The following is a 26,084-nucleotide window of genomic DNA, read 5'->3' on the forward strand; positions in this document are numbered from 1 at the left end:
GCGCGATCTCTCAAAACACGTCTAGCTGTAAAGACCGTCATCGGCGTGCCACGGAATCTACGCATTTCGGCAACGCAGCATGGCTAGGCACCGCGACAGGGCGCGGGGAGTAGTGCCCCACAAACGATCAAATCGGGGATCCTATCATGCGTCGTTTCACGCTTTGCCTGCTTGCGGGCGCCGCCCTTTCCTGGCCGCTGGCCGCGTCCGCGCGCGATGGCGCGCTCGCACCGACGCCGGCACCCGCAGCGCCGGCACCCGAGGCAGAGCCGGTTGCGGATGATGCCGGCAACGACATCATCATCGTCGGCAAGGGCCAGACGCGGCAGGTCCAGCAACTTGGGCAAGCCGACATCGCGATTCTCGCGCCGGGCACCAGCCCGCTGAAAGCCATCGCCAAGCTGCCCAACGTCAACTTCCAGTCGGCCGATGCGTTCGGCGCGTACGAATGGTCGCAGCGCGTCTCGATCCGCAGCTTCAACCAGAACCAGCTCGGCTTCACGCTCGACGGCATTCCGCTCGGCGACGGATCGTATGGCAACACCAACGGGTTGCACATCAGCCGCGCGATCTCGTCGGAGAATATCGGGCGCACTTTGGTGTCGCAGGGTTCGGGCTCGATCGGCGCGCAGGCGACCAACAATCTCGGCGGGACGATCGAATTTTTCTCGAGCGATCCCAAGCCGACCACCGCGCTGACGCTCAACGGCAGCTATGGCAGCGCGAACACCGTGCGCGCGTTCGGGCGGTTCGACACCGGCGTGCTCGGCGACAATGGGCCGAGCGCCTATGTCTCGTACGGCTTCCTCGATACCGACAAGTGGAAGGGCTTCGGCGTCCAGCGGCAGAATCAGGTCAACGCCAAGTTCGTCGCGCCGGTCGGTGCGGTACGGCTCGTCGGCACCTTCAACTATTCGGATCGCCGCGAGCAGGACTATCAGGATCTGTCGCTCGATATGATCAAGCGGCTCGGCTACCGCGTCGACAATATCGCCAACAATTTCCCGCTCGCGGTGCTGATCGCCGATACCGGCGCGAACAGCGGCTATACCGGCGCGCCGAAGCTCAATCCGGCGGCGGGGTCGGTCACGCCCGCACCCTATGCCAATGCCGACGACGCCTATTTCGACGCGGCCGGGTTGCGTCAGGATTACCTCGCCTCGCTCGGCGTCGAGACCGCCAAGGACGCGACCGTCCACGGTGAATTGAAGGCCTATTATCACGCCAATCACGGCCAGGGCCTGTGGTTCACGCCGTATGTCCCGTCGCCGTCGGGCGTGCCGATCGCGGTCCGCACGACCGAATATGACATCCACCGCAAGGGCGTGTTCGGCTCGCTCGGCACCAAGCTCGGCTTCAACGACATCACCGTCGGCGGCTGGTACGAAGTCAACGACTTCCGCCAGGCGCGCCGCTTCTACGCGCTCGACAGCCGCACCGCGCCGAGCCGCAGCGCGCGCGACTTCCAATACCTTCCGTTCGCGACGCAGTGGTACAACACCTATCAGACCGACACCGTCCAATATTACGTGCAGGACAAGATCGCGCTCGGCGATCTGACGATCGATCTCGGCTGGAAGGGGTTCGCCGTCACCAATAAAGCGACGCCGATCGTGTCGGGCGGGCTCGCCTCGGGGCGGATCCAGGTCAAGGACTTCTTCCAGCCGCACGCCGGGCTCAATTACAGGATCGGCGATGCGTTCGAACTGTTCGGCGATTTCACGCAAGTGAAGCGTGCGTTCGTCTCCGCCGCGACAAGCGGGCCGTTCGCGACGACGCAGGCTGGGTTCAATGCGCTGCTCACCACCAACAAGCTGAAGCCCGAATCGTCGGACACGTTCGAGCTCGGCGGGCGCTACCATTATCGCGGCGTGACCGCCTTGCTTGCGGGCTATTATGTTGATTTCTCGAACCGCACGCTCGCGCAGAGCGTCGGCGCGGGGATCGTCGGCAACCCGCCGATCCTGTCGAACGTCGGTTCGGTGCGGGCCTACGGGCTCGAGACCGCGCTCGAGGCGAAGCTCGGCTACGGCTTCGGCGTCTACGGCTCGTACAGCTATAACGACTCGACCTATCGCGACAATGTGACCGTCGGCGGCGTGGTGCAGGCGATCCGCGGCAAGCAGACGGTCGACACGCCCAAACACCTGATCAAGGGCGAGCTGACCTACGACAAGGGCATCTTCTTCGGCCGCGTTGGCGCGGATTATATGAGCCGCCGCTACTTCACCTACACCAACGACCAGTCGGTGCCCGGCCGCGTGCTGGTCGACGCGACGATCGGCGCGCGCGTCACGATCGCCGATCGCAAGTTCGAGATCCAGGCGAACGCGACCAATCTGTTCGACAAGACATATGTCGCGACGATCGGATCGAACGGCTTTGGCTATAAGGGCGACAACCAGACGCTGCTGGCGGGCGCGCCCGCGCAGTATTTCGTGACGATCAAGGCAGGCTTCTAAGCCATCGGAGGAGGGCAGGTCGCAAGATCGGGCTGCCCTCCATTCGCTCCGGGACGCGAATACGATATTAACCCTGACTGCCATAGGATCGCGCCGAAACCGCAGGCAATCCGGGGATACCGTGGCAACGCACTATGACACTCTGCGCTGGACCGCCGCAGCACCGGCACCCGGCTCGCTGTCCGACCCGTCGCGCGCGATCCTCGGGCCACGCCGTGATGCGCTGGTGTTCTGGGGCGCGCCGCTCGTCGCATTCCTCGCGGTCGAGCTGTGGCTCGACGGCTGGGCGCTGGCGGCACCGCACGACGCCGCGTCGGTCGCGATCAAGGGCATGTTCGCGGTGATCGCGATCACGACTTGGGCGCATCTCATCGCCGTCGTCCCGCGCGCCTATGGCAATCGCACGGTGTTCGCGGCGCATCGCGGCAAGCTGACAGTCGCGCCGATCGCGTTGATCGCGACGCTGTTCCTCTCGCCGATCGCTTTAGTCGCGGCGAGCGTGTTGGCGGTGTTCTGGGATGTCTATCACTCGGCGATGCAGAATTTCGGCTTCGCGCGGATCTACGACATGAAGGCGGGCAATCCGCCCGAGCTGCTGCGCAAGACCGATTTGCGGCTCAACACCTTGCTCTATGTCGGCCCGCTCGCGGCGGGAGCCGCGCTCGCGACGCATCTCCAGAGTTTTGCGAAGTTCGACCATACCGCGCTGGCCACGCTGGCCAGCGTGCCGGGCGTGCTTGCCGGCTACAATACCGGCATCCGCGCCGCCGCGCTGCTCGCTTATGCGATCGTGCTGGTGTGGGCGATCCTCGACTATCGGCAGGCGATGCGCGCTGGGTATCGCCTCCCCGCCCACAAGGTCGCGACGCTCGTCTCGACGGGCGCGGTGTCGATCCTCGCCTGGGGCTTCACGCCGCCGATCGTCGCGCTGGCGGTGATCAATCTCTATCATGCGGTGCAATATTTCGCGCTCGTCTGGGTGAAGGAGGGCGGGCGGATGACGCAGGCGTTGGGCGGGCGGCAGGGCCGCACGATGCTGTATTTCTGGGGCGGTTGCATCCTGTTCGGCCTGGCCTATGCGGCGGCGATGACGGGGAGCGTGCGCGTGTTCCTGGCGCCGTTCATCGCCTGCTCGCTGCTGCATTTCTGGTATGACAGCTTCATTTGGTCGGTGGCGCGCAAGCACGTCTAGCCTAATCCCCCGAAGGCTGCTCTATTCGCCCCGAGAGGGGATCCGAATGCGGACGATACGATCCGGGGCGGTATGGCTGGCGGTGGTGCTGCTCGGCGCCGCAATTGCTTTGGCGGTGTGGGAGCCGTTCACCGCGGCGCGCGTGGTCGCACCGGTCGAGCGCCATTACGACAGCGTGATCGCGCGGGATCGCTTCGGCGTGCCGCACATCTTCGGCAAGACCGATCCCGATGTCGCCTACGGTGTCGCTTATGCCCATGCCGAGGACGATTTCGCGACGCTGCAGGAGGCGGTCGCGATGGCGCGCGGGCGGCTTGGCGCGATGACCGGCGCGGACGGCGCCAAGGTCGATTACACGCTCGCCTTGCTCGGTGCGCGCGAGACCGCGCAGCGCGATTACGACAAGCAGCCCGCCGATGTGCGCGCCTTGCTCGACGCCTATGCCAGCGGGCTCAACGCCTATGCGCGGCGGCATCCCGGAGAAATCCGGCTCGCGCGACTGTTCCCGGCGAATGGCGAGGATATCGCGACGGGTTTCGTGCTGCGCACGCCGTTCTTCTTCGGGCTCGACCAGACGCTCGGTGCGCTGTCGGGCGACAAGCCGCTCCCGGCCGAGACCGCGGGGGCCGTGCCCGACAGCCCCGATCCGACCGCACTCCCCGCGACCGGCGAAGCGATGCCCAATGGCTCGAACGCCTTCGTCGTCGCGCCGAAACGCTCGGCCGACGGTTTCACGCGCGTGATCTCGAACTCGCATCAGCCGTGGAGCGGGCCAGTCGCATGGTACGAACTCAGCGTGCAATCGGGCACTGGCTGGCATTTCTCGGGCGCGACCTTCCCCGGCGTGCCGTTCCCGGTGCTCGGGCATAACGAACATCTGGGCTGGACCAACACCGTCAACCGGCCCGACCTGACCGACGTCTACAAGCTCGTGCGCAATCAAGCGGGCACCGAGTATCGCTTCGACGGCAAGTGGCTCCCGCTCGAGGCGCGCCGCGTGTGGCTAAAGGTGCGTTTCGGGCCGTTCGTGCTGCCGATCCCGAAGATGGTCTATCGCGCGGTGCAGGGGCCGGTGATCGTCAACAAGAGCGGCGCGTTCGCGATCCGTTATGCCGGTGCCGACCAGCTCCGCATGGTCGAGGAATATTACCGGCTGACGCGCGCGCGCGATTTCGGCGAGTGGCAGAAGGCGCTGGCGCTCCAGGGCGTTCCCGCGACCAACTTCCTCTATGGCGATGCCGCGGGCAACATCGCCTATGTCTACAATGCGAGCTTCCCGAACCGGAAGCCGGGGTTCGATTACCGCCACGTTCTGCGCGGCGACACCTCGCGCGATCTTGCGGCCGGCACGGTGCCGTTCGCGCAAGTGCCGCGCAACGTGAACCCCGCGTCGGGCTTTCTCGCCAATGCCAACAACACGCCGTTCCAGGCGGCGGGGGCGGGGGCGGAGCTCAAGCCGGGCGACTATTCGCCGCTGCTCGGGATCGAGACCGACACGACCAATCGCGGCACGCGCGCGGTCGAGCTCCTGGGCGCCGATCCGTCGATCTCGGCCGAGGATCTGCTGCGGATCAAGTTCGACACCGGCGTCAGCAAGCTGAGCTGGGCGGCGAAATGGTATCGCGATGTCGCGCGCGTCGATCCGCAGGGCGATGCGCAGCTGAAGCAAGCGATTGGCCTGCTGCGCGGCTGGAACTGGGATTTCGACGGCCATCACAGTGGCCAGGCGCTTGCCGCGATCCTGCTGCGGACGGGGCAGAAATGGCATTACCAGCGCCGCCCCGAGCTCGACCCGCGCGACGCGCTGGCCAAGGCCGCGGCATATCTGCAAACGCATTTCGGCACGCTCGATCCGCCGCTCGGCACGCTGCTGCGGTTGCGTCACGGGAGCGCCGATCTGCCACTCGACGGCGCCCCCGATGTGCTGCGCGCGGCCTCGACGTGGGACGAAGCCGATGACGGGCGGCTGGTCGTCAAGCATGGCGACAGCTTCATCATGGTGATGGCGTGGGACAAGGCCGGGCGCGTCGCGTCGGAATCGATCCAGCCCTACGGCGCGGCGACGACGCGGCCCGAATCGCCGCATTATGCCGACCAGGCGCCATTGTTCGCGGCGCACCGGTTCAAGCCGGTGCTGTTCTGGCGCGACGATCTGCGGAAGAATGTCGAGCGCGTATACCGGCCCTAGTTGCTCCCCTCCCGGGAAGGGAGGGGCTGGGGGTGGGTCGGCCTAGGGCGGGTGTTACCCTCCCACCGGGCCGACCCACCCCCGACCCCTCCCTTCCAGGGAGGGGAGGAGAATGCGAACCGACCCGTTCAAACGAAGGCCGAGGAAGCGTTTGCTACCGCCCAAGCGCTGCTATAGCCTCACACTACAGTTCATCTTTCAGACGCCATTCCCAGGGGATTTCCATGACCGTCAAGCTGCTCGCGCTCTCTGGTGTAGCGCTCGCAACCTTCGTCACGCCGAGCTTTGCGCAGACCGCGCCCAAGCCCGTTCCGGTGGCGGACCTCGTGAAGCAGGTCGACATCCCCTATAGCGAATTCCGCCTGCCCAACGGCCTGCGCGTCATCGTCAACACCGATCGCAAGGCGCCCGTCGTCGCGGTGTCGGTGTGGTACAATGTCGGGTCGAAGTTCGAGCCCAAGGGCAAGACCGGCTTCGCGCATCTGTTCGAGCATCTGATGTTCAACGGCAGCGAGAACGCGCCGAAGGACTATTTCACCTACACCAAGGCGATCGGCGCGACCGATCTCAACGGCACGACCTATTTCGATCGCACCAACTATTTCGAGACGGTGCCGGTGGCGGCGCTCGACCGCGCGCTGTTCCTCGAAAGCGACCGGATGGGCTACCTCCTCGGCGCGATCACGCCTGCGGTCGTCGACGAGCAGCGCGGCGTCGTGCAGAACGAGAAGCGGCAGGGCGACAACCAGCCCTACGGCCTGGTCCAGTACAAGCAGACCGAAGCGCTGTTCCCCGCGACGCATCCGTATGGCCACACCACGATCGGCGCGATGGCGGATCTCGATTCGGCAAGCGTCGAGGATGTGAAGAACTGGTTCCGCGGGCATTACGGGCCGAACAACGCCGTGCTCGTGCTCTCGGGCGACGTCGACGTCGCGACCGCGAAGACGCTCGTCACCAAATATTTCGGTGCGATCCCCAAGGGGCCCGAAAGCGTCGTGCCGACCGCCGATGTCCCCACGCTCGCCGCGCCGAAAAGCGAGGTGATGAGGGATCGCGTCGCCAATACGCGGATCTACCGGATGTGGGCGGTGCCCGGCATCAACAACCCCGACGCAGTCGCGCTCGATGTGGCGGCGGGCGTGCTCGGCGGGCTGTCGAGCAGCCGGCTCGACAATGCGCTGGTGCGCAAGGAAAAGCTCGCGGTGCGCGTCTCGGCGAACAATGAGAGCTTCGCGCAAGTCGGCATGTTCGTGGTCAGCGCCGATGCGCGCCCTGGTGTCGACCCCGCGCTCGTCGCCAAGCGGCTCGACGAGATCATCGCCGATGTCATCGCCAACGGCCCGACGGCCGACGAAGTCGCGCGCGTCGCGACGCGCGACGCCGCAGGGCGGATCGCCGGGCTCGAATCGACCGGCGGCTTCGGTGGCAAGGCGGTCGCGCTCGCCGAGGGCGCGCTGTATGAAAACGATCCCGGCTTCTACAAAAAGCAGCTCGCCGAGCTCGCCGCGCAGACGCCCGCGCGCGTCAAGGCGGCGAGCGCCAAATGGCTGACGCGCCCGGTCTATGCGCTGACCGTCATCCCCGGTGCGCGCGACGCCTATGTCGAGGCGACGCCGCCGGTGAAGGTCGCCGCCGCGCCCGAGCCGGAATTCAAGGGCACGCGCGGTGCGCTCCCGCCGGTCGGCACGCTGTCGAGCCTGGTCTTCCCCAAGGTCGAGCATGCCAAACTCAAGAACGGCATCGAGCTCATCTACGCCTATCGCAACGCGGTACCGATAACGCAGGCGTCGATCAGCTTCGACGCGGGCGTCGCCGCCGACGTGCCGGGCAAGCTCGGCACGCAGGGGCTGACGCTCGACATGCTCGACGAGGGCACGACGACCCGCGATTCGATCGCGATCGCGGAGGCCAAGGAGCGGCTCGGCGCAAGCATCACCAGCGGTTCGGCGCCCGACCGCACGATCGTCGGAATGTTCACGCCGAGCGCCAATCTCGCGGCGTCGACCGAATTGCTCGCCGATATCGTGCGCCATCCCAAGTTCGATCCGGCCGAGGTCGCGCGGCTCAAGAACCAGCAGCTCTCACGTATCTCCGCCGAGCTGACGAGCCCGCAGGGCCTCGCGCTGCGCGTGTTCCCCAAACTCGTCTACGGCGCGGCCTATCCCTACGCCAAGGCGCTCGGCAGCGGCGACGCCAAGGCGGTGGCGGCACTGACGCGCGACGATCTGGTCGCCTTCCAGCAGGCCTGGATCCGTCCCGACAAGGCCAAGATCTTCGTCGTCAGCGATCGTCCGCTCGCCGAGATCAAGGCCGCGTTCGACGCGCGCTTCGGCGACTGGACGCCGACCGGGCCCGCCGGCGTCAAGGATTTCAGCGTGAAGACCGCGCCGTCCGCGCCGAAAATCGTGCTGATCGACCGGCCCGATTCGCCGCAGTCGTTCATCATCGCGGGCGCACCCACCGCGCTCGTCGGCACCGACGATCTGCTGCCGCTCGAAACCGCGAACGACACGCTCGGCGGGGATTTCCTGTCGCGCGTCAACATGGACCTGCGCGAGGCGCGGCACTGGTCGTACGGCGTCAACGGATCGTTCCGTCGCGCGCAATACGCCACGCCGTATCTGCTCGGCACCGGCGTCCAGGCGGACAAGACCGGCGAATCGATCGCATCGCTGCGCACCGACTTCGCCGATTTCGTGACGACCAAGGGGATCACGAGCGACGAGTTCGACCGCACGATCACCGACGCGATCAGCTCGCTGCCGGGCAATTTCGAGACGTCGGGCGCGGTGCTTGGCGCGCTGCAGTCGAACGACCTGTATCGCCGCCCCGACGATTATTATGCGACGCTGCCGCAAAAATATCGGGGCTTCACCGCAGGCCAGCTTGACGCTGCGGCACGCGCGGCGCTCGACCCGAAACGCTTCGTCTGGATCGTCGTTGGTGACGCAGCGAAGGTCCGCGGTCAGCTTGACAGCATCGGGTTGCCGGTCGAGGTGATCCCTGCGGCGTCCGTGGCGGACGTACGCTAGAAATTATTGGCAGGAGACACATCATGGCTGCAGTTGATGGGACGTGGGATACGATCGTCAAGTCGCCGCTCGGCGACCAGAAGGCGGTGCTGACGGTCAAGACCGACGGCACCAGCTGGACCGGCTCGCAGAACGGCGCGATGGGTTCGGTCGAGATCACCGACGGCACGGTCGAGGGTGACACGATCAGCTGGAAGATGTCGATCGTCGTCCCGATGCCGATGACGCTCGACTGCAAGGCGACCGCCGAGGGCGACACGCTCACCGGCACCGTCGGCGCAGGCGCGTTCGGCAGCTTCCCGATGACGGGCACGCGCGCGGCGTAACGCCGTTCGTTTGAGCGATGAAGACGGCCTGCGCTCCAATCGGAGCGCGGGCCGTTTTTGTATGGCGCGACCGTCACCCCGGCCTTGTGCCGGGGCCCACCGTGCCGCACACTTTGCGCGTCGGGGTTTGCAATCCGGTGTGCCCGGCAGCATGAGATCGTTCGATCGCCCCACTCCTGTCACCCTCGCAAAAGCGAGGGTCCCGCTTCTTCTTCGGGGGCGGGGCCAGGCAGCGGGATCCCCGCTTTCGCGGGGATGACGGCGAAGGGTATCATGCGCTTAGCCGGGGTGACGCGTAGGGGAGTGGGGCATGAAAGCACGTTGGCTGTTGGGCGCGACATTGGCGGTCTTGCCACTCGCCGCGCAGGCGCAAACCTATGACGAGCGCCCGGCGAAGCTCGTCCCCCCGAGCGAAGGCTTCAACTACGAGCGTCGCATCGTCGAGATCCCGATGCGCGACGGGGTCAAGCTCCACACCGTCATCCTCCTGCCCAAGGGGGCGCACGACGCCGGCATCCTGATGACGCGCACGCCGTACAACGCCGACGGGATGACGGGCAAAGGCGGCAACAACGCCGATCTCGCGACGAGCCTCACTGGCTATGACAATGCCACCGACGTGATCGTCGACGGCGGCTACATCCGCGTCGTGCAGGACGTGCGCGGCAAATACGGGTCGCAGGGCATCGCGATGATGAACCCGCCGCTCCACGACACCGCGCTCAACCCGACGCATACCGACGATTCGACCGACACCTACGATACGATCGACTGGCTGGTGAAACATCTGCCAGAGTCGAACAAGAAGGTCGGGATCCTCGGCATTTCCTACGACGGTTTCCTGTCGCTGATGCCGCTGATCAACCCGCATCCGGCGCTCGTCGTGGCTGTTCCCGAGAACCCGATGGTCGATGGCTGGCGCGGCGACGACTGGTTCCACAACGGCGCGTTCCGCGTCGGGATCGACTATATCTGGGAGCAGATCGCGACGCGCGACAATTCGTCGCCCTATGCGCGCACCACCTATGACGAATATGACGCGGTGATGCGCGCCGGCTCGACCGGCGCGCTCGCCACGGCGCACGGGCTCGACCAGATCGGCTTCTGGCGCAAGATCGCCGCGCACCCGGCGTATGACAGCTTCTGGCAAGCGCAGGCGATGGACCAGGTGCTCAGCCGCCAGCCGCTCAAGGTGCCGGTGATGCTCGTCCACGGCCTGTGGGACCAGGAGGATATCTATGGCGCGACGGCGGTGTATCGCGCGCTGAAACCCAAGGATACCGCCGGGAACATGGTCTATCTGACGATGGGCCCGTGGTATCACGGTCAGCAGATCGACGACGGCAAGGCGCTCGGCGATATCCAATGGGACCAGGACACCGCCAAATGGTGGCGCCGCCAAGTGCTCGGCCCGTTCCTTGCGCATTACCTCAAGGGCACGCCCATGGACGTCGCGCCCGTGACCGCGTTCCAGAGCGGCACCAACCAGTGGCAGCGCCTGCCGAGCTGGTCGGCGCAGCCAGCGATGACCAAGCTATACCTCCAACCGGGCGACGCGGTTGGTTTCGCACCGGCCGCCGGACCGGCGCAGACCGCCGATTACGTCTCCGATCCGGCGCATCCGGTGACCAACGTCCCGCGTCCGGTGCGGCCGGTTAGCTATGAGGACAATCACTGGAAGGCGTGGCTGGTCGGCGACCAGCGCATCGTCTCGAGCCGCCCCGACGTGTTGACCTTTACCGGCCCGGTGCTGACGCAGCCCGTGACGATCGCCGGGCAACCGGTCGTCCATCTCACCGCGGCAACGAGCGGCACCGACAGCGACTGGGTGGTCAAGCTGATCGACGTCTATCCCGACCAGGTGCCGAGCGACCCGAAGATGGGCGGCTATCAGCTGGCGGTTGGCATGGACATCTTCCGCGGGCGGTATCGCGAGGGGCTCGACCATGCGGTGGCGCTGAAACCCGGCGTGCCGCTGGCGTATAGCTGGGCGCTGCCGCAGGCGAACCATGTGTTCCTGCCGGGGCACCGCATCATGGTGCAGGTCCAGTCGAGCTGGTTCCCGCTCTATGACCGCAACCCGCAGCGCTTCGTGCCCAACATCTTCTACGCCAAGCCGGCGGATTACGTGAAGGCGACGCAGCAGGTTATGGTGAGCGGGCCCGACCAGAGCTACATCGCGCTGCCGATCGTCCCCTAAATCCTCCCTCGCCTAGCGAGCGGAGGATCAAGCGTTTACCGCCCGAGCCGCGTGACATGCCCCATCTTGCGCCCCGGCCGGCTCGCGCCCTTGCCGTAGAGATGCAGATGCGCGCCCGGCTCGGCGAGAATCTCGGCCCAGCGGTCAGCGTCGTCGCCGATCAGGTTCTCCATCGCTACCGTGGGCGCCGTCAGCGCGGTGTCGCCGAGCGGTAGCCCGCAGATTGCGCGGATATGGTTCTCGAATTGCGAGCAGACCGCGCCCTCGATCGTCCAATGCCCCGAATTGTGGACGCGCGGCGCCATTTCGTTGAACACCGGCCCGTCAGCGCCGGCGAAGAATTCGCACGCCAGCACCCCGACATACTCGAGCCGATCGGCGATCCGCCCGGCGAGCGCCGCCGCCTCGCCCCATTGCGCGGCAATCTCGGGCGGGGCGGGGAGGGTGGAGGTGGCGAGGATGCCGTCCTCGTGCTGGTTCCACGGCGGCGGATAGCTCACCATCTGACCGTCGGCGCGGCGCACCAGCAGGATCGAGAATTCGTGGGTAAACCGTACGAACCCCTCGAGGATCGCCGGTCGCTGCCCGATCGCGTCCCAAGCGGCGTCAACCTGGTCGAGCGCGGTGATGCGGACCTGGCCCTTGCCGTCATAGCCCATGCGCAGCGTCTTGAGGATCGCGGGCGTGCCGATCTCGGCGAGCGCGGCGGCAAGGTCCGCGCGCGTCTCTACTTTTGCCCAGGGTGCGGTACGCCCGCCGATCTCGGCGACGAAGGCCTTTTCGAGGGCGCGATCCTGCGCGATGCCGAGCGCGGCCGGGGCGGGATGGACCGGCACTTTGCCCGCGAGATAGGTGACAGGCGCCAGCGCGATATTCTCGAACTCGTAGGTGACGACATCAGCCGCGGCGGCGAATTCGTCGAGCACGATGTGGCTGTGATAATCGGCGCGGATGTAGCTCGACGCAGTTTGCGCGGCGACGGCTTCCTCGTCGGGGGCGAGTATCCGGGTTTGATAGCCGAGCTGCGCCGCGGCGACCGCAAGCATCCGCCCGAGTTGCCCGCCGCCGAGGATGCCGATCGTCGAGCCGGGGGGGAGGGGGGTCATGCGCGCGTGTCCGTCGAATGGGGGAGCCTCCCCTCCCTGGAAGGGAGGGGGCGAGGATGGGTTGGCCCGTGGTTCGGCCGGGCACCCGCCCTAGGCCGACCCAGCCCCAACCCCACCCTTTCAGGGAGGGGAGTAGACGGGAAGCAGCCGTCGAGCATCATTCCGGATCGATCGCCACGCCATCGGTCTGCGCCGCGCGCCACGCCTGCAGCCGCGCGCTCAGCGCCGCGTCCGACAGCGCGAGGATCGCCGCGGCGAGCAATGCCGCATTCTTCGCGCCCGCCTTGCCGATCGCCAGCGTGCCGACCGGGATCCCCGCCGGCATCTGGACGATCGAATAGAGGCTATCGAGGCCCTTCATCGTCTTGCTCTCGACCGGCACGCCGAGCACCGGCAAATGTGTCATCGCCGCCGCCATTCCGGGCAAATGCGCAGCACCGCCAGCGCCCGCGATCACCACCTGCAATCCACGTTCCGCGGCACCGGTCGCATAATCGTAGAGCCGCTGCGGCGTACGGTGCGCCGAGACGACCTTCGTCTCGTGCGCAACGCCCAATTCGGCGAGCAAATCGGCCGCGTGGTGCATCGTCTCCCAATCGGACGTGCTGCCCATGATGATGCCGACAAGGGGGGACGCGCTCTGTGCCATCACACCCGACTAGCGAGCGGGGTGCCGCAGGGCAACCACTCCGCCGTCATATCGCAAGCGGAACTTGTTCGACGTGGCGCGGGTTGGGCGAGTCCATACAGTCATATCGGACACACGCCATGACCCGTTTTTCGACCCTTTCGTCCGTCGCGCTCGCCAGCGTGCTGGCATTCTCCGCCCCCGCCTTTGCCGAGGGCAAGCACGACCGCGCCGAGCAGGCGATCGCAGAAGCGCGCGCCAAGATCGACGCGTCGGCCAAGGTCGGCGCGACCACGGAGACGCCGCGGCTCCAGGCCGATGCACAGGCGCAGCTCCGCGCCGCCGAGGAGCATCTTGCCGCTGGCAAGAAGGCCGAAGCGATCGACGATGCGCACCGCGCGTCGCAGCTTGCCGACACCGCGCTCGGCCAGGCGCAGCGCGCGCATAACGATGCCGCCCATGCCGCCACGACCAACGCCCGCAACGTCGCAATGGACGCCCAGGCCGATGCCGCAGCCGCCAACGCCCGTGCGAACGCGGCCGAGGAGGCCGCCGCTTCGGCAGCCGCCGACGCAGCCGCAGCACGGTCGGCGCCGCCGGTCGTCGTCCAGGCGCCCGCACCGACCACGACGGTAACGACCGAGACGACGAAGACCGCGGCGCCTGCCGTTCGTCACACCGCAGTCAAGCGCGTCGTGCGCAAGGCAACGACGCGCCGCGCTGCACCTGCGCGCGTGACCGAGAAGACCACCACGACGGTGACGACGGGCCAGTAAGCCCGAGCGATGGTTTAATCCCCTCCCCCGGCGATCGGGGGAGGTGGACGCTGAGCAGTCAGCGAATATTGGAGGGGGCAACATGCGCTGTGCGCGCTATCGATCTCCCTCCACCATCCGTTTGAAGAAGGCGGGCAGTTCCCCTTTCCGCCCAGCGGCCGAGCTACGAGCTCAGCGCTCGCTCAAATAATAACGATCGGTCGCCGCCAGCGAATCGTCGAGTTCGTAAACGATCGGCTGCCCGGTCGGGATCTCGAGCGTCGTAATCTCGTCATCGGGGATCCCCGACAGATGCTTGACGAGCGCGCGCAGCGAATTGCCGTGCGCCGAGATGACGACGCGCTGCCCGTCGCGCAGAGCAGGCGCGATCCGCCCCTCCCAATACGGCAGGACGCGGGCGATCGTGTCCTTGAGGCTCTCGGTCGCGGGGATATCGATCCCGGCATAGCGGCGATCCTGCGACAGATCGTATTCGCTGCCGGCTTCGAGCGGCGGCGGCGGGATGTCGAAGCTGCGGCGCCAGACATGGACTTGCTCGGCGCCGTGCTTGGCGGCGGTCTCGGCCTTGTCGAGCCCGGTCAGCCCACCATAATGCCGCTCGTTGAGCCGCCAGTCCTTCTCGACCGGCAGCCACAGTCGCCGCATTTCCTCAAGCGCCAGGTTGAGCGTCTTGATCGCACGCGTCTGCAGCGAGGTGAAGCAGAGATCGAAATCGAGCCCCTTCTCCGCCATCAGCCGCCCCGCGGCGCGCGCTTCCTCGACGCCCTTGTCGGTCAGATCGACATCCCACCAGCCGGTGAAGCGGTTCTCGAGGTTCCAGGCCGACTGGCCGTGGCGGATCAGGACGAGGGTGGGCATCGGGGTCTCCTTTGCGAGGGGACCTAGATCGCGTCGATCATGTCGGCAAGCACTTCGAGGCAGGCATGCGCCAGCGTCTTCGAGCGTGCGCCCGACCAGCCGAACTCCGCGTCGGGGTTGGGGTCATGGTCCTTGAACGGCATTTCGAGCGTCATCGACACCGCGCCGAACCGCTCGGCGAGCTGGTTGGTCGACATCGACAGGTTGGCCTTGCCCGGTGCCGCCTTGTCATAGCCGCGCGCGGTCTGGAAATCGGGCGAATGCGCCGCGAGCCGCTCGCCGAACTCGGTATATTTGGCGCCGAGCGCGTCGGTCCAGGAAGGGATGCCCTCGAACCCGGCGAAGAAATTCGCCGCGATCGCCTCGTCGCCGTGCACGTCGATCGCGAAGGCGACGCCGGTCGCGTCCATCGCCTCGCGGACGCACAGCACTTCGGGGCTCTTCTCGGGCGTCGGGGTATGCCATTCGCGGTTGAGGTTCACGCCCGCTGCATTGGTGCGCAGATGCCCGCGGAACGAGCCGTCGGGGTTCATGTTGGGGACGCAGTGGAAGGTCGCCTTTTCGCGCAAGGCGCGGGCCACCGGATTGGCGGCATCGGTCAGCCAGTCGAGCGCGCCTTCCATCCACCACTCGGCCATGCTCTCGCCTGGATGCTGGCGAGCATAGAGCCAGACATGCTTGGGGCCGCTGCCGATATCGAGGCAATCGATCGCGCGGCCGTCGAGCGACTGGCCGAGCTCGCGATGCGTCACGCCTGGCTGCCCCGCGATGCGGGCGACCAGCGCGTCGTGCTGCTCGATCGTGTAGGGTTCGAAATAGGCGAACCAGACGAGTTCGCTGTCGCCGTTCCACTCGAACTCGAGCATCCCGTCGACGTAGCGCGTCGGGATCATCCGCCATGCCAGGCGATCGGTGCTCGCGCGCACCTTGTAGCCCGGCCAGCCGAACGGATAGGCCGATTGCGCAGCGTTGGTGATGCGCAAGGTGAGCGTCCGCCCCTTCGCGCCGGCGACGCGGAAGTGGAACCACTGGAAGAAGTCCGACTGATGGTCGAGCCGGATGGCGAGATCGACGTGGTCGCCGTCAATGGCGACCACGTCGATGTTTCCGCTATCGGAAGCGGCGTTGATGGTGATGCTCATCGCACCGTAATAGTGCGACCCGATTCCCCGGGGAAGCCCAGGAACAGCGCATGCGACAATTTGGCTGCCGCGGCGTTGGCTTGTGCAGCGGGCGCCTCGCCGGGCGAGAAGGTCTGCGCATGGCCTTCCCAGATCACCGTCGCGTCGCGGCGGCGGCGGATCTGCACGGTCAGGTCGGTGAGCACCACGGTGCGGTACTTCTGCTTGCCGATCGGGAAGGAGATGCCGCCACCGAGGCCCACGCCGCCGCCGCCACGATAGCCACCACCACCGCTATAGCCACCACCACCGAGGCCGATGCTCACGCCGCTGCCGCCATTGCGCGGCGGCGCCGGGCGCGTCGTCCGCGTAAAGCCGACGACCGCGAGATATTGCGCATCGGGATCGGTTTTGGGAACGGTGAAGCCGTGCGCCAGCGCCTCGGTCTGGACGGCGGCGGCATAGGTCTTGAACTCGAGGCTGGCGGGGCCGCCACCGGGCGCGGGTTCGACCGCGAGCGTCCCCGTCTCGAGCGGCGTTGCCGTCGATCCGAGGTGAAACCGCGTCACTTCGACCGGACCACTCGTCGTCGTCGTCGCGCAGGCGCTCAAGCTCGCTGCCGCGGCAATTGCCATTCCCAAAGCCAGCTTCATACTCTTGTCCTTGTTATCACAGTCGTTGCAGGGGTGTAACGCCTGGACCCGGGCTTCGGGTTCCGTCGCTATAGCGCGGCGTATCGACGCGGTCGCGCTTGACTTGGGGAGGGCGCGACCATATGCGCAGCGGCTCTTTTCCACATTCCAGATTTTGCAAAGCGAATCGATCATGAAGATCCGCAATTCCCTGAAGTCGCTCAAGGGCCGTCATCGCGATAACCGCGTGATCCGTCGTCGTGGGCGGACCTACATCATCAACAAGACCAACCGCCGCTTCAAGGCCCGCCAGGGCTAAGCGACGTGACGCGGGCCGTCGTCTTCGACGTCGGCAACGTCTTGTACGATTGGAATCCCAGATTCCTCTATGAGCGCCTGATCGGTGACGATCGGGCGCTCGATGCATTCCTGCGCGATGTCGCGACCAAGGAATGGCATTTCCAGCATGATGCTGGCCGTCCGTTCGCCGAGACCTCGGCCGAGCTCGCCGCCGCGCATCCGCAGCATGCCGCGCTGATCGCCGCCTGGGGGCCGCGCTTCGGCGAGCAGCTTGGCGGGATGCTTCCGGGGATGCGCGACCTCGTGCGCGAACTCGAGGAGGCGGGCGTGCCGCTCTATGCGATCACCAATTTCTCAGGCGAGTTCTGGCCGTCGTTCCGCGACCGCGAGGCCGATCTGTTCGATCGCTTCGACGACATCGTCGTCTCGGGCGACGAATTGCTGACCAAGCCCGATCCGGCGATCTACCGCCTCGCGCTCGACCGCTTCGGCTTGCGCGCCGAGGACACGCTGTTCGTCGACGATCGCGAAGACAATGTCGCGGGCGCGCAGAGCGTCGGGATGGGCGCGGTGGTCTTCACCGACGCCGCGACGCTGCGCGCGGATCTCGCGCGCTACGGCATTCTCGCCTAAGCCACACCTTCGGTTCCATCGCGTAGCACCCACTTCGTCACCCCGGCCTTGTGCCGGGGCCCACCGTGCCGCGCGCTCTCGGGCGGCAGGGTGGGCATCGCAGTGGACCCCGGGACAAGCCCGGGGTGACCGTGAGGGGTTGGACCTAGCTCGCATACCCCTTCAGCTCATCGCCACTGACCCGCACGACGTGGAGCACGTTGGTTGACCCCGGCGTCTTGAACGGCACGCCCGCGATCAGGATGATGCGGTCGCCCGCCTTGGCGAGGTTGTGGCGCAGCGCCATGCGCTTGGCCTTGGCGACCATCTCCTCGAACGAATCGACGTCCTTGGTCAGGATCGCATAGGCGCCCCACAGCAGGCCCGCCCGCCGCGCGGTCTCGGGGTTCGGGGTAAGGATCATCAGCGGGACGCCGGGCCGCTCGCGCGCGACGCGGCGGGCGGTCGAGCCCGAGGCGGTGAAGCAGATGATCGCGGCGGCCTCGACCGTCTGCGCGATGTTCTTGGCGGCCTCGGCCAGGGCATCGGCGGTGGTCGGGTCCGAGCGGATCACCGTGAAGTGGATCCGGTCGCCATGCGTCGGATCCTTTTCGACCGCTTCGCCGATCGCGTTCATCATCGCTACCGATTCGGTCGGCCACGCGCCGGCCGCGCTTTCGGCCGAGAGCATGATCGCATCGGCGCCGTCATAGATCGCGGTCGCGACGTCGGACACCTCGGCGCGCGTCGGCGAGGGCGAGGTGATCATCGATTCGAGCATCTGCGTCGCGACCACCACCGGGCGGCCCAGGCGGCGCGACACTTCGATGATGCGCTTCTGCAGCGGCGGCACGCTCTCGGGCGGCATCTCGACGCCGAGATCGCCGCGCGCGACCATCACGCCGTCGCACATCTCGACGATTTCCTCGAGCCGCTGGATCGCTTGCGGCTTCTCGATCTTGGCGAGCAGCGACGCCTTGCCGCCGATCAGTTTGCGCGCCTCGGCCAGATCTTCCGGCCGCTGGACGAACGACAAAGCGATCCAGTCGACGCCTTGGTCGACCGCGAAGGCGAGATCGCTGCGGTCCTTTTCGGTCAGCGCCGCCATCGGCAGCACGACGTCGGGGACGTTCAACCCCTTGCTGTTCGACAGTGCCCCGCCGACCACGACCTCGGTGACGATCGTCGTGTCGGTGTGGTCGGTCACGCGCAGCACGAGCTTGCCGTCGTCGAGCAGGAGGCGTGCGCCGGGCTCGATCGCCTCGAAGATCTCGCGGTGCGGCAGCTCGACGCGGGTGGTGTCGCCGGGCGTGGTGTCGCGGTCGAGCGTAAAAGTCTGGCCTTTGACGAGTTCGATCTTGCCGCCCTCGAACTTGCCGACGCGGAGCTTCGGCCCTTGCAGATCGGCGAGGATCGTGGTCGGGCGCTGATAAATCTTCTCGAGCGCACGGATCGCCTGGATGACGGCGATCTTCGATTGCTGGTCGCCGTGGCTCATATTGACGCGGAAGGCGTCGGCGCCCGCTTCGAACAGCGCCGCGATCATCTCGGGGCTGCTGCTGGCGGGGCCGAGCGTGGCGAGGATACGTACCTTACGCGCGCGCGGGGCGATGGTCTTGATCATGGGGAGGTCCTTGCCGTGGGGAGGCTGTACGGCTGCTGCTCTACCTCCTATCTCGCCACGATCAACCGTGGAGCGAAACGATGCGCGATTTGGATGGACTGGATGATGCCGTAGCGGCGGCGGCGTTTCGGCGGCTGGTGCGCCATCTGCGCCACCGCAGCGACGCCGAGAATATCGACCTGATGGGGCTGGCCGGTTTCTGCCGCAATTGCCTGTCGGACTGGGTCGAAGAGGCAGACGGCAGCATGACCAAGGACGAGGCACGCGCGATCGTCTACGGCATGCCGTACGCGCAGTGGAAAGCCGAGCATCAGGGCGATGCGACGCCCGAGCAACTCGAGCGGATGCGCCAGAGTGTTTCGAAGAATGCGTGACGGCGGCGCTGCGCTGGCCTAAAGCGCGCGCCTTTCACTGATTCAAACCCCGGGGGATTTACCGTGAGCGACATTATCGCCGCCGACCAGCTACGCCTTCTCATCGAGCGCATCGAGCGCCTCGAGGAAGAAAAGAAGGGCATCGCCGACGACATCAAGGACGTGTACGGCGAAGCCAAGTCGACCGGCTTCGACGTCAAGACGATCCGCTCGATTGTGCGGCTGCGCAAGATGGAGAAGCATCACCGCGAGGAGGCCGAGGCGCTGCTCGAGACCTACAAGCAAGCGCTCGGGCTCGACTAAGCCGACCCGTCATGCTGAACTCGTTTCAGCATCCATGCGATCGGCCGAGCGTCGCCCATGGACCCCGGCTCCCACGTCCGGGGTGACGACACTGTAGTTTGAGAGAGATCCAATGGCAGGCCATTCCAAATATAAGAACATCATGTACCGCAAGGGCGCGCAGGATAAGAAGCGCTCGGGCATGTTCTCGAAGCTCAGCCGCGAAATCACCGTCGCGGCGAAGATGGGCCTGCCCGATCCCGACATGAACCCGCGGCTGCGCATGGCGATCAACGCCGCCAAGGCGCAGTCGATGCCCAAGGACAATATCCAGCGCGCGGTCGACAAGGCGTCGAAGGGCGACACCGAGAATTACGAGGAAATCCGCTATGAGGGCTTCGGCCCCGGCGGTGTCTCGCTGATCATCGAAGCGCTGACCGACAACCGCAACCGCACCGCGACCAACGTTCGCACCGGCATGGCGAAGAATGGCGGCAACATGGGCGCTTCGGGCTCGGTCAGCCATGCGTTCGACCGGATGGGGCTGATTTCCTATCCGGCGTCGGCGGGCGATGCCGAAAAGGTGTTCGAGGCCGCGCTCGAAGCCGGCGCCGAGGACGTCCAGTCGAGCGAGGACGGCCATGAGATCTGGACCTCGAACGATTCGCTCCACGAAGTCGTGACGGCGCTGACACCGGTGCTCGGCGAGCCAGAAGGCGCCAAGCTCGCCTGGCGCCCGCAAACGATGGTCGAAGTCGGCGAGGACGATGCCGCGACGCTGTTCAAGCTGATCGACACGCTCGACGATGACGACGACGTGCAGACCGTGTGGGGCAATTACGAAGTGTCCGACGCGATCCTCGAGAAGCTTGGGTGATTTGGGTTTCACGCGAAGGCGCGAAGGCACGAAGAGAAGAAGGTTCGTTCGCGCGGAGGCGCGGAGGCGCGGAGGTGGTGCGCTCTGGATCGGGCACCACCACTCCTCCGTCATGCCGGGCCCGTCCCGGCATCCACCGTGCCGCATTAGCGGTACTTGTTGCTCTCGGACCCCGGTGGACCCCGGGACAAGCCCGGGGTGACGAAAGCGGCGTAGCCACCCCGCAACCTTCTTCTCCGCGCCTCCGCGCCTCCGCGCGAACAAACCCCTTCTTCGCGCCTTCGCGCCTTGGCGTGAATCCCGTTCGCGCAGCGCAATGCTGATCCTCGGCCTCGACCCGGGCCTAGGCACCACCGGCTGGGGGCTGATCCGCGCCGAGGGTAACCGGCTCAGCCATGTCGCCAACGGCAAGCTCAAGACCGACACCGCCGCCACGCTGCCGCGCCGGCTCGCGCATCTCGACGCGATGCTCTCGGCGCTGATCATCGATCATGCGCCCGAAGGCTGCGCGGTCGAGGAAGTGTTCGTCAATTCCAACCCGCAATCGACGCTCAAGCTCGGCCAGGCGCGTGGCGTCGTGCTGTGCGCGGGCGCGCGCGCGGGGCTCGACGTCGGCGAATATGCTGCGCGGCTCGTCAAGAAAGCCGTGGTCGGCACCGGCGGCGCGGAGAAGGCGCAGGTCCATGCAATGGTCTCGGTGCTGCTCCCCGGCGTCAAGATCGACGGCGCCGACGCCGCCGATGCGCTCGCGGTGGCGATCTGCCACGCGCATCATATCGCGAGCGCGCGGCGATTGCCCTGATTTCGCTTTCCCGCAGCATCCCGTTCCTGTTACGTACCGGCGCATGATCGCCCATCTCAAAGGCCGCCTCGATGCGACCGGACTCGACCATGCCGTGATCGACGTCGGCGGCGTCGGCTATCTCGTCGGCGCGTCGAGCCGCACGCTCGCCAGCATCGGCCCGGTCGGCGAGGCGGTGATGCTGCATACCGAAATGCTCGTCGCGGAAGATTTCATCCGTCTCGTCGGCTTTTCGAGTGCTGCCGAGCGCGACTGGTTCCGCTTGCTCACCGGCGTGCAGGGGGTCGGCGCGCGCGTTGCGCTGGCGATTCTGTCGGCGCTCGAACCGACCGACCTCGCGCGCGCGATCGCCGCCCAAGACAAGGCAATGGTCGCGCGTTCGAACGGCGTCGGGCCCAAGCTCGCCGAACGCATCGTGCGTGAATTGAAGGACAAGATCGGCGGGGTCGAACTTGGCCACGCCGCGTCGTCGATCATGCCGGTGGGGGCGGGCGCGGACGCGGTTTCCGCGCTGCTCAATCTCGGCTTCCGTCCTGCCGAAGCCAGCGGTGCGGTGGCGGCGGCGGAGGAGGAATTGGGGGCGGGTGCGACGCTCGACGCCCTGGTGCGGCTGGCGCTGCGCAAGGCGGCGAAGTGAACATCGTTACAAATTATGCGAATTTTATTTCTGAAATATTTCGGAGATTAGATGCTATTTCGCTCTCGCTTGTTGAAGTCCGAGACGATCCTGATCATCCAGATGTATGGCAAAATTGCGATTTTTGCTGGTTCCAGTTTCGGAAAGTCTGCGAATATGTCGCCCTGTCGATCGCGTTAGCGCACCATGAAGATACGGGCCTAGACGATTTGTCGAAGTGGCGACCGAAAGACCTACTTTCGCAAACCTCTTCATTGAGCGGTCACCCTACACAGATACCTTTGGACATTCACATACTAGCGGATGGAAATAGCCGCCAATTTGTGCCTTTGGCGAAGCCGGTCAATCCTGCAGAAATTTCTAAGATATACGGCCAGTGCAGTGAACTGTTGCATGTCGGGTCGCTGGATCGCATGCTAAAAAACAAGATGCCATCTTACGATATCTTAACTGCTGAAAAGTGGCTGGCGGGATTTAATCGGCTCCTCAGAAACCATGCACTTTTTTTGCCAATGATCAAAAACGTGTTGATATGTAGAAGCAATTTTGTCGAACCTGCCCAGTTTTTCCAGTTAGAGACCAATGGCGAGGCCATGTTCAATGCAGGCGATCTGCCAAAATTTGAGCTGGTGATGGCATGACCGACGACCGCATCCTCGCGCCCACGCGCAAGTCCGAAGACATCGACGCCGCGCTGCGCCCCAAATCGCTCGACGATTTCGTCGGGCAGAAGGCTGCGCGCGAGAATCTGAGCGTGTTCATCGCCGCCGCCAAGGCGCGCGGCGATGCGCTCGATCATGTACTCTTCTTTGGCCCGCCGGGGCTCGGCAAGACCACGCTCGCGCAGATCGTTGCGCGCGAAATGGGCGTGGGCTTCCGCGCCACCTCGGGGCCGGTGATCGCCAAGTCGGGCGATCTTGCCGCCTTGCTCACCAATCTCGAGGATGGCGACGTCCTCTTTATCGACGAGATCCACCGGCTCCAGCCCGCGGTCGAGGAAGTGCTCTATCCGGCGATGGAGGACCGCGCGCTCGATCTGATGATCGGCGAGGGGCCGTCGGCGCGCTCGGTGCGGATCGACCTGCCGCGCTTCACGCTGATCGGCGCGACGACGCGGCAGGGGTTGCTCACGACCCCTTTGCGCGATCGCTTCGGCATTCCGGTGCGGTTGAGCTTCTACACCATCGATGAGCTCGAAAAGGTCGTGTCGCGCGCTGCGCGGCTGCTCGACCTGCCGCTGTCGAGCGATGGCGCGACCGAGGTCGCGCGGCGCTCGCGCGGGACGCCGCGGATCGCCGGGCGGTTGCTGCGCCGCGTGCGCGATTTCGCGCATGCCGCAGGGCATGACCTGGTCGATGCGAAGGCTGCCGATGCTGCGCTCAATCGGCTCGAGGTCGACCGGCTCGGGCTCGACGCGATGGACCGGCGCTATCTGATGATGATCGCCGACATCTATCGCGGCGGACCGGTCGGGGTCGAGACGCTGGCGGCGGGGCTGAGCGAGCCGCGCGACACGGTCGAGGAAGTGATCGAGCCGTATCTCATCCAGCTGGGCCTGATCGCGCGGACCGCACGCGGGCGCTGCCTGAATGCGGGCGGGTGGAAGCATCTCGGGCTGACGCCACCCGAGGGCGCGCAGGAGAGCCTGTTCGATAGCTGACCTAAAAGCCCCTGCCCTGAAGGGGAGGGAAGGACCAGAGAAGCAAATCTTGTGCGGCGCACGATAGCCAAGCCCCGCACCAATCTGTTAGCCCATTCGTATGACTGCAGCCGCCTCCGCCCGCGAAATCCTCGTTCGTCTTCACGACGTGATGGCCTCGCGCACCGCGCCGCAGGCCAAGCTGAACGCCGTCGTCGCCATCGTCGGCGAAGGCATGGCGAGCGAAGTGTGCTCGATCTACCTGCTGCGCGAGGGCGTGCTCGAACTCTATGCCACCCGCGGCCTTGCGCAGGAGGCGGTCCACGTCACCAAATTGGCGCTTGGCGAGGGGCTGGTCGGCACGATCGCGCAGCAGGCCGAGATCCTCAACCTCGACGAAGCGTCGAGCCACCCCGACTTCGTCCAGAATCCCGAGACGGGCGAGGAGAAGTTTCGCAGCTTCGCCGGCGTGCCGATCATCCGGCGCGAGCGCGCGATCGGCGTGCTGTCGGTCCAGCATGTCGATCCGCGCCGCTATGACGAGGTCGAGATCGAGGCGTTGCAGACCGTCGCGATGGTGCTGTCCGAGCTGATCGCCAATGCCGAACTGGTCGATGCGAGTGGCGCCGCGACGATGCGCCCGCAATCGACCGCGCCGATGCGGATCATGGGGTTGAAGCTCGTCGAGGGCATGGCGAGCGGTTACGCCGTGTTCCACCAGCCGCGCGTCCATGTCGAGCATACCGTCGCCGAGGATACCGAGGCCGAGCGTCACCGCGTCTATGCCGCGTTCGACAAGATGCGCGCGCAGATCGAGCGGCTCGCCAGCCAGGCCGAGTTCGGTGGCGGTGGCGAACATGAGGAGGTGCTCGAGACCTACAAGATGTTCGCCTATGACGAGGGCTGGGCGCGGCGGATCAACGAGGCGATCGATTCGGGGCTGACCGCGGAGGCCGCGATCGAGCGCGTCCAGCAGCGCACGCGGATGCGGATGCGGCAGATCGACGATCCCTTGCTCGCCGACCGGATGCACGATCTCGAGGATCTGTCGAACCGGCTGCTGCGCATCGTCTCGGGCCAGATGGGCACCGCGGCGCAGATGGGACTGCGCCAGGACACGATCCTGATCGCGCGCAACTTGGGGCCCGCCGAGCTGCTCGAATATGACCGGCGGCGGCTGAAGGGCGTGCTGCTCGAGGAAGGGTCGCTCACCGCGCACGTCACGATCGTCGCGCGCGCGATGGGGGTGCCCGTGCTCGGCCGCGTTCGCGACGTGCGGCGGCTGATCGGCGAGGGCGATCTGCTGCTGCTCGACGTTACTGCCGGCAATGTCTTTGCGCGGCCGTCCTCCGCGATGGAGGAGGTTTTCGATACCGCGCTCAACTTGCGCCAGAAGCGCCGCGCGGTCTTCGCCGCGCTCAAGACCGAGGCGCCGGTGACCAAGGACGGGCATCGCCTGACGGTGATGGTCAATGCGGGCTTGCGCGACGACGTGGCGGCACTCGACGTGACCGGCGCCGATGGGATCGGGCTGTTCCGCACCGAATTCCAGTTCCTCGTCTCGGCGACACTGCCATCGCGCGAGCGCCAGCAGCGGCTCTACAAGGACGTGCTCGACGCCGCGGGCGACCGCCCGGTAATCTTCCGCACGGTCGATATCGGCGGCGACAAGGCGCTGCCGTATCTCAACAAGGAAGATGCCGACGAGGAGAACCCCGCGATGGGCTGGCGCGCGATCCGGCTCGCGCTCGAGCGCGGCGGGTTGATGAAGGTCCAGGCGCGCGCGCTGCTCGAGGCGGCGGCGGGGCGGACGCTCAGCGTGATGTTCCCGATGGTCAGCGAACCATGGGAGTTCGACGAAGCGCGCGCGCTGTTCGAGGCGCAGCGCGAATGGTTGAGCGCGCGCGGCAAGAAGATGCCGAGCGAGATCCGCTACGGCGCGATGCTCGAAGTGCCGGCGCTTGCCGAACAGCTCGATTTGCTGCTGCCCAACATTGCGTTTCTGTCGGTCGGCACCAACGACCTGACGCAGTTCCTGTTCGCGGCCGACCGCGCCAATCCCAAGCTGGCCGAACGCTATGACTGGCTGAGCGGCGCGATCCTGCGCTTCCTCGCAAAGCTCGTCGCGCCGACGCGCGCGGCGGGCGTGCAGCTCACCGTCTGCGGCGAGATGGGCGGGCGGCCGCTGGAGGCAATGGCGCTGATCGGGCTCGGGATCGAACGCCTGTCGATCACGCCGGCGGCGGTCGGGCCGATCAAGGCGATGGTGCGCTCGCTCGATCGCGCCGCGCTCACCGTGTTCATGGCCGATCTGCTAAAGACGCCGCCGCGCGACATGCGCGGGGCGCTGCTTGCATGGGCGGGCGAAAACGGTGTCGAACTGGCGTGATCGTACGGCGGGCGGCGTGACAAG

General features: G+C 66.2%; 23 protein-coding genes. 17 read left to right on the forward strand and 6 right to left on the reverse strand.

Annotated features, from left to right (window positions below; translation table 11 throughout):
* Window positions 1-146: 146 nt before the first annotated feature.
* The 6 genes from ACP7C5_RS15415 to ACP7C5_RS15440 all read left to right on the forward strand — a co-directional run bounded on the left by ACP7C5_RS15415 (window position 147) and on the right by ACP7C5_RS15440 (window position 11,403).
* Window positions 147-2,462 (forward strand): TonB-dependent receptor, encoded by a 2,316-nt coding sequence (locus ACP7C5_RS15415; RefSeq protein ID WP_426264906.1) that lies wholly within the window; start codon window positions 147-149, stop codon window positions 2,460-2,462.
* Window positions 2,463-2,583: 121 nt separating this feature from the next.
* Window positions 2,584-3,654: a hypothetical protein gene (locus ACP7C5_RS15420; protein ID WP_426264907.1), complete on the forward strand. Its 1,071-nt coding sequence runs from the start codon at window positions 2,584-2,586 to the stop codon at window positions 3,652-3,654.
* Between the two features lie 46 nt (window positions 3,655-3,700).
* Window positions 3,701-5,842: a penicillin acylase family protein gene (locus tag ACP7C5_RS15425; RefSeq protein WP_426264908.1), complete on the forward strand. Its 2,142-nt coding sequence runs from the start codon at window positions 3,701-3,703 to the stop codon at window positions 5,840-5,842.
* 224 nt (window positions 5,843-6,066) lie between these two features.
* Window positions 6,067-8,877 carry an insulinase family protein gene (locus tag ACP7C5_RS15430; protein ID WP_426264909.1) on the forward strand — a complete coding sequence of 937 codons (2,811 nt, stop codon included), beginning with the start codon at window positions 6,067-6,069 and terminating at the stop codon, window positions 8,875-8,877.
* A gap of 23 nt (window positions 8,878-8,900) precedes the next feature.
* A complete protein-coding gene (locus ACP7C5_RS15435) occupies window positions 8,901-9,203 on the forward strand; it encodes a hypothetical protein (protein ID WP_133190799.1) in 303 nt (100 codons plus the stop codon).
* Between the two features lie 310 nt (window positions 9,204-9,513).
* On the forward strand, window positions 9,514-11,403 hold the full coding sequence (locus tag ACP7C5_RS15440) for a CocE/NonD family hydrolase (RefSeq protein ID WP_426264910.1): 1,890 nt from the start codon (window positions 9,514-9,516) through the stop codon (window positions 11,401-11,403).
* 35 nt (window positions 11,404-11,438) lie between these two features.
* Here ACP7C5_RS15440 and ACP7C5_RS15445 read toward each other — a convergent pair whose 3' ends face one another.
* Together ACP7C5_RS15445 and purE are read right to left on the reverse strand one after the other, a co-directional pair.
* On the reverse strand, window positions 11,439-12,509 hold the full coding sequence (locus ACP7C5_RS15445; protein ID WP_426264911.1) for a 5-(carboxyamino)imidazole ribonucleotide synthase: 1,071 nt from the start codon (window positions 12,507-12,509) through the stop codon (window positions 11,439-11,441).
* Between the two features lie 157 nt (window positions 12,510-12,666).
* Window positions 12,667-13,158: a 5-(carboxyamino)imidazole ribonucleotide mutase gene (gene purE / locus ACP7C5_RS15450; RefSeq protein ID WP_426264912.1), complete on the reverse strand. Its 492-nt coding sequence runs from the start codon at window positions 13,156-13,158 to the stop codon at window positions 12,667-12,669.
* A 119-nt stretch (window positions 13,159-13,277) separates the two neighbouring features.
* Here purE and ACP7C5_RS15455 point away from each other — a divergent pair, with 119 nt between their 5' ends.
* Window positions 13,278-13,913: a hypothetical protein gene (locus tag ACP7C5_RS15455; protein ID WP_133190791.1), complete on the forward strand. Its 636-nt coding sequence runs from the start codon at window positions 13,278-13,280 to the stop codon at window positions 13,911-13,913.
* Between the two features lie 171 nt (window positions 13,914-14,084).
* Here the strand turns inward: ACP7C5_RS15455 and gpmA are convergent, their stop codons facing one another.
* The 3 genes from gpmA to ACP7C5_RS15470 are packed head-to-tail and all read right to left on the reverse strand — an operon-like array spanning window position 14,085 to window position 16,545.
* Window positions 14,085-14,771, reverse strand: a complete 687-nt coding sequence (gene gpmA / locus ACP7C5_RS15460; protein ID WP_426264913.1) for a 2,3-diphosphoglycerate-dependent phosphoglycerate mutase — start codon at window positions 14,769-14,771, stop codon at window positions 14,085-14,087.
* Window positions 14,772-14,794: 23 nt separating this feature from the next.
* The gene (locus tag ACP7C5_RS15465) at window positions 14,795-15,913 is read right to left on the reverse strand and encodes a M14 family metallopeptidase (RefSeq protein ID WP_426264914.1); all 1,119 of its coding nucleotides are present in this window, start codon (window positions 15,911-15,913) and stop codon (window positions 14,795-14,797) included.
* Window positions 15,910-16,545 (reverse strand): DUF4136 domain-containing protein, encoded by a 636-nt coding sequence (locus tag ACP7C5_RS15470; protein WP_133190784.1) that lies wholly within the window; start codon window positions 16,543-16,545, stop codon window positions 15,910-15,912. The genes ACP7C5_RS15465 and ACP7C5_RS15470 overlap by 4 nt, the downstream gene beginning before the upstream one ends.
* Before the next feature lie 172 nt (window positions 16,546-16,717).
* Between ACP7C5_RS15470 and ykgO the strand changes: the two genes are divergently transcribed.
* Entirely contained in the window at window positions 16,718-16,843 is a 126-nt protein-coding gene (gene ykgO, locus ACP7C5_RS15475) for a type B 50S ribosomal protein L36 (RefSeq protein ID WP_010160916.1), read from the forward strand.
* A gap of 5 nt (window positions 16,844-16,848) precedes the next feature.
* Window positions 16,849-17,457: an HAD family hydrolase gene (locus tag ACP7C5_RS15480; RefSeq protein ID WP_189676126.1), complete on the forward strand. Its 609-nt coding sequence runs from the start codon at window positions 16,849-16,851 to the stop codon at window positions 17,455-17,457.
* A gap of 145 nt (window positions 17,458-17,602) precedes the next feature.
* Here the strand turns inward: ACP7C5_RS15480 and pyk are convergent, their stop codons facing one another.
* The gene (pyk, locus tag ACP7C5_RS15485; protein WP_133190780.1) at window positions 17,603-19,060 is read right to left on the reverse strand and encodes a pyruvate kinase; all 1,458 of its coding nucleotides are present in this window, start codon (window positions 19,058-19,060) and stop codon (window positions 17,603-17,605) included.
* A gap of 80 nt (window positions 19,061-19,140) precedes the next feature.
* Between pyk and ACP7C5_RS15490 the strand changes: the two genes are divergently transcribed.
* The 8 genes from ACP7C5_RS15490 to ptsP all read left to right on the forward strand — a co-directional run bounded on the left by ACP7C5_RS15490 (window position 19,141) and on the right by ptsP (window position 26,060).
* The gene (locus ACP7C5_RS15490) at window positions 19,141-19,434 is read left to right on the forward strand and encodes a DUF1244 domain-containing protein (RefSeq protein ID WP_189676125.1); all 294 of its coding nucleotides are present in this window, start codon (window positions 19,141-19,143) and stop codon (window positions 19,432-19,434) included.
* 63 nt (window positions 19,435-19,497) lie between these two features.
* A complete protein-coding gene (locus ACP7C5_RS15495; RefSeq protein ID WP_010185731.1) occupies window positions 19,498-19,737 on the forward strand; it encodes a DUF2312 domain-containing protein in 240 nt (79 codons plus the stop codon).
* Window positions 19,738-19,849: 112 nt separating this feature from the next.
* The gene (locus tag ACP7C5_RS15500) at window positions 19,850-20,593 is read left to right on the forward strand and encodes a YebC/PmpR family DNA-binding transcriptional regulator (protein WP_133190776.1); all 744 of its coding nucleotides are present in this window, start codon (window positions 19,850-19,852) and stop codon (window positions 20,591-20,593) included.
* 316 nt (window positions 20,594-20,909) lie between these two features.
* A complete protein-coding gene (gene ruvC, locus ACP7C5_RS15505; RefSeq protein ID WP_426264915.1) occupies window positions 20,910-21,395 on the forward strand; it encodes a crossover junction endodeoxyribonuclease RuvC in 486 nt (161 codons plus the stop codon).
* Window positions 21,396-21,438: 43 nt separating this feature from the next.
* The gene (gene ruvA, locus ACP7C5_RS15510; protein ID WP_133190772.1) at window positions 21,439-22,032 is read left to right on the forward strand and encodes a Holliday junction branch migration protein RuvA; all 594 of its coding nucleotides are present in this window, start codon (window positions 21,439-21,441) and stop codon (window positions 22,030-22,032) included.
* Window positions 22,029-22,673, forward strand: a complete 645-nt coding sequence (locus ACP7C5_RS15515; RefSeq protein ID WP_426264916.1) for a hypothetical protein — start codon at window positions 22,029-22,031, stop codon at window positions 22,671-22,673. The genes ruvA and ACP7C5_RS15515 overlap by 4 nt, the downstream gene beginning before the upstream one ends.
* The gene (gene ruvB / locus ACP7C5_RS15520) at window positions 22,670-23,692 is read left to right on the forward strand and encodes a Holliday junction branch migration DNA helicase RuvB (protein WP_426264917.1); all 1,023 of its coding nucleotides are present in this window, start codon (window positions 22,670-22,672) and stop codon (window positions 23,690-23,692) included. The genes ACP7C5_RS15515 and ruvB overlap by 4 nt, the downstream gene beginning before the upstream one ends.
* Window positions 23,693-23,792: 100 nt before the next feature.
* Window positions 23,793-26,060, forward strand: coding sequence for a phosphoenolpyruvate--protein phosphotransferase (gene ptsP / locus ACP7C5_RS15525; protein ID WP_206365587.1), 2,268 nt, complete (start codon window positions 23,793-23,795; stop codon window positions 26,058-26,060).
* The last annotated feature ends 24 nt before the right edge of the window (window positions 26,061-26,084 follow it).

Origin of the sequence: Sphingomonas sp. PWP1-2 (genome assembly GCF_049898305.1) — a bacterium.
Lineage (GTDB): Bacteria > Pseudomonadota > Alphaproteobacteria > Sphingomonadales > Sphingomonadaceae > Sphingomonas > Sphingomonas glacialis.

Coding starts and splice junctions, on each gene's coding strand:
- ACP7C5_RS15440 (WP_426264910.1), top strand. CDS start 9,514: ATGAAAGCACGTTGGCTGTTGGGCGCGACATTGGCGGTCTTGCCACTC.
- ruvA (WP_133190772.1), top strand. CDS start 21,439: ATGATCGCCCATCTCAAAGGCCGCCTCGATGCGACCGGACTCGACCAT.
- ACP7C5_RS15430 (WP_426264909.1), top strand. CDS start 6,067: ATGACCGTCAAGCTGCTCGCGCTCTCTGGTGTAGCGCTCGCAACCTTC.
- ruvC (WP_426264915.1), top strand. CDS start 20,910: ATGCTGATCCTCGGCCTCGACCCGGGCCTAGGCACCACCGGCTGGGGG.
- ACP7C5_RS15425 (WP_426264908.1), top strand. CDS start 3,701: ATGCGGACGATACGATCCGGGGCGGTATGGCTGGCGGTGGTGCTGCTC.
- ruvB (WP_426264917.1), top strand. CDS start 22,670: ATGACCGACGACCGCATCCTCGCGCCCACGCGCAAGTCCGAAGACATC.
- gpmA (WP_426264913.1), bottom strand. CDS start 14,771: ATGCCCACCCTCGTCCTGATCCGCCACGGCCAGTCGGCCTGGAACCTC.
- ACP7C5_RS15415 (WP_426264906.1), top strand. CDS start 147: ATGCGTCGTTTCACGCTTTGCCTGCTTGCGGGCGCCGCCCTTTCCTGG.
- ptsP (WP_206365587.1), top strand. CDS start 23,793: ATGACTGCAGCCGCCTCCGCCCGCGAAATCCTCGTTCGTCTTCACGAC.
- ACP7C5_RS15500 (WP_133190776.1), top strand. CDS start 19,850: ATGGCAGGCCATTCCAAATATAAGAACATCATGTACCGCAAGGGCGCG.
- ACP7C5_RS15490 (WP_189676125.1), top strand. CDS start 19,141: ATGCGCGATTTGGATGGACTGGATGATGCCGTAGCGGCGGCGGCGTTT.
- ykgO (WP_010160916.1), top strand. CDS start 16,718: ATGAAGATCCGCAATTCCCTGAAGTCGCTCAAGGGCCGTCATCGCGAT.
- purE (WP_426264912.1), bottom strand. CDS start 13,158: ATGGCACAGAGCGCGTCCCCCCTTGTCGGCATCATCATGGGCAGCACG.
- ACP7C5_RS15465 (WP_426264914.1), bottom strand. CDS start 15,913: ATGAGCATCACCATCAACGCCGCTTCCGATAGCGGAAACATCGACGTG.
- ACP7C5_RS15445 (WP_426264911.1), bottom strand. CDS start 12,509: ATGACCCCCCTCCCCCCCGGCTCGACGATCGGCATCCTCGGCGGCGGG.
- ACP7C5_RS15455 (WP_133190791.1), top strand. CDS start 13,278: ATGACCCGTTTTTCGACCCTTTCGTCCGTCGCGCTCGCCAGCGTGCTG.
- ACP7C5_RS15470 (WP_133190784.1), bottom strand. CDS start 16,545: ATGAAGCTGGCTTTGGGAATGGCAATTGCCGCGGCAGCGAGCTTGAGC.
- pyk (WP_133190780.1), bottom strand. CDS start 19,060: ATGATCAAGACCATCGCCCCGCGCGCGCGTAAGGTACGTATCCTCGCC.
- ACP7C5_RS15435 (WP_133190799.1), top strand. CDS start 8,901: ATGGCTGCAGTTGATGGGACGTGGGATACGATCGTCAAGTCGCCGCTC.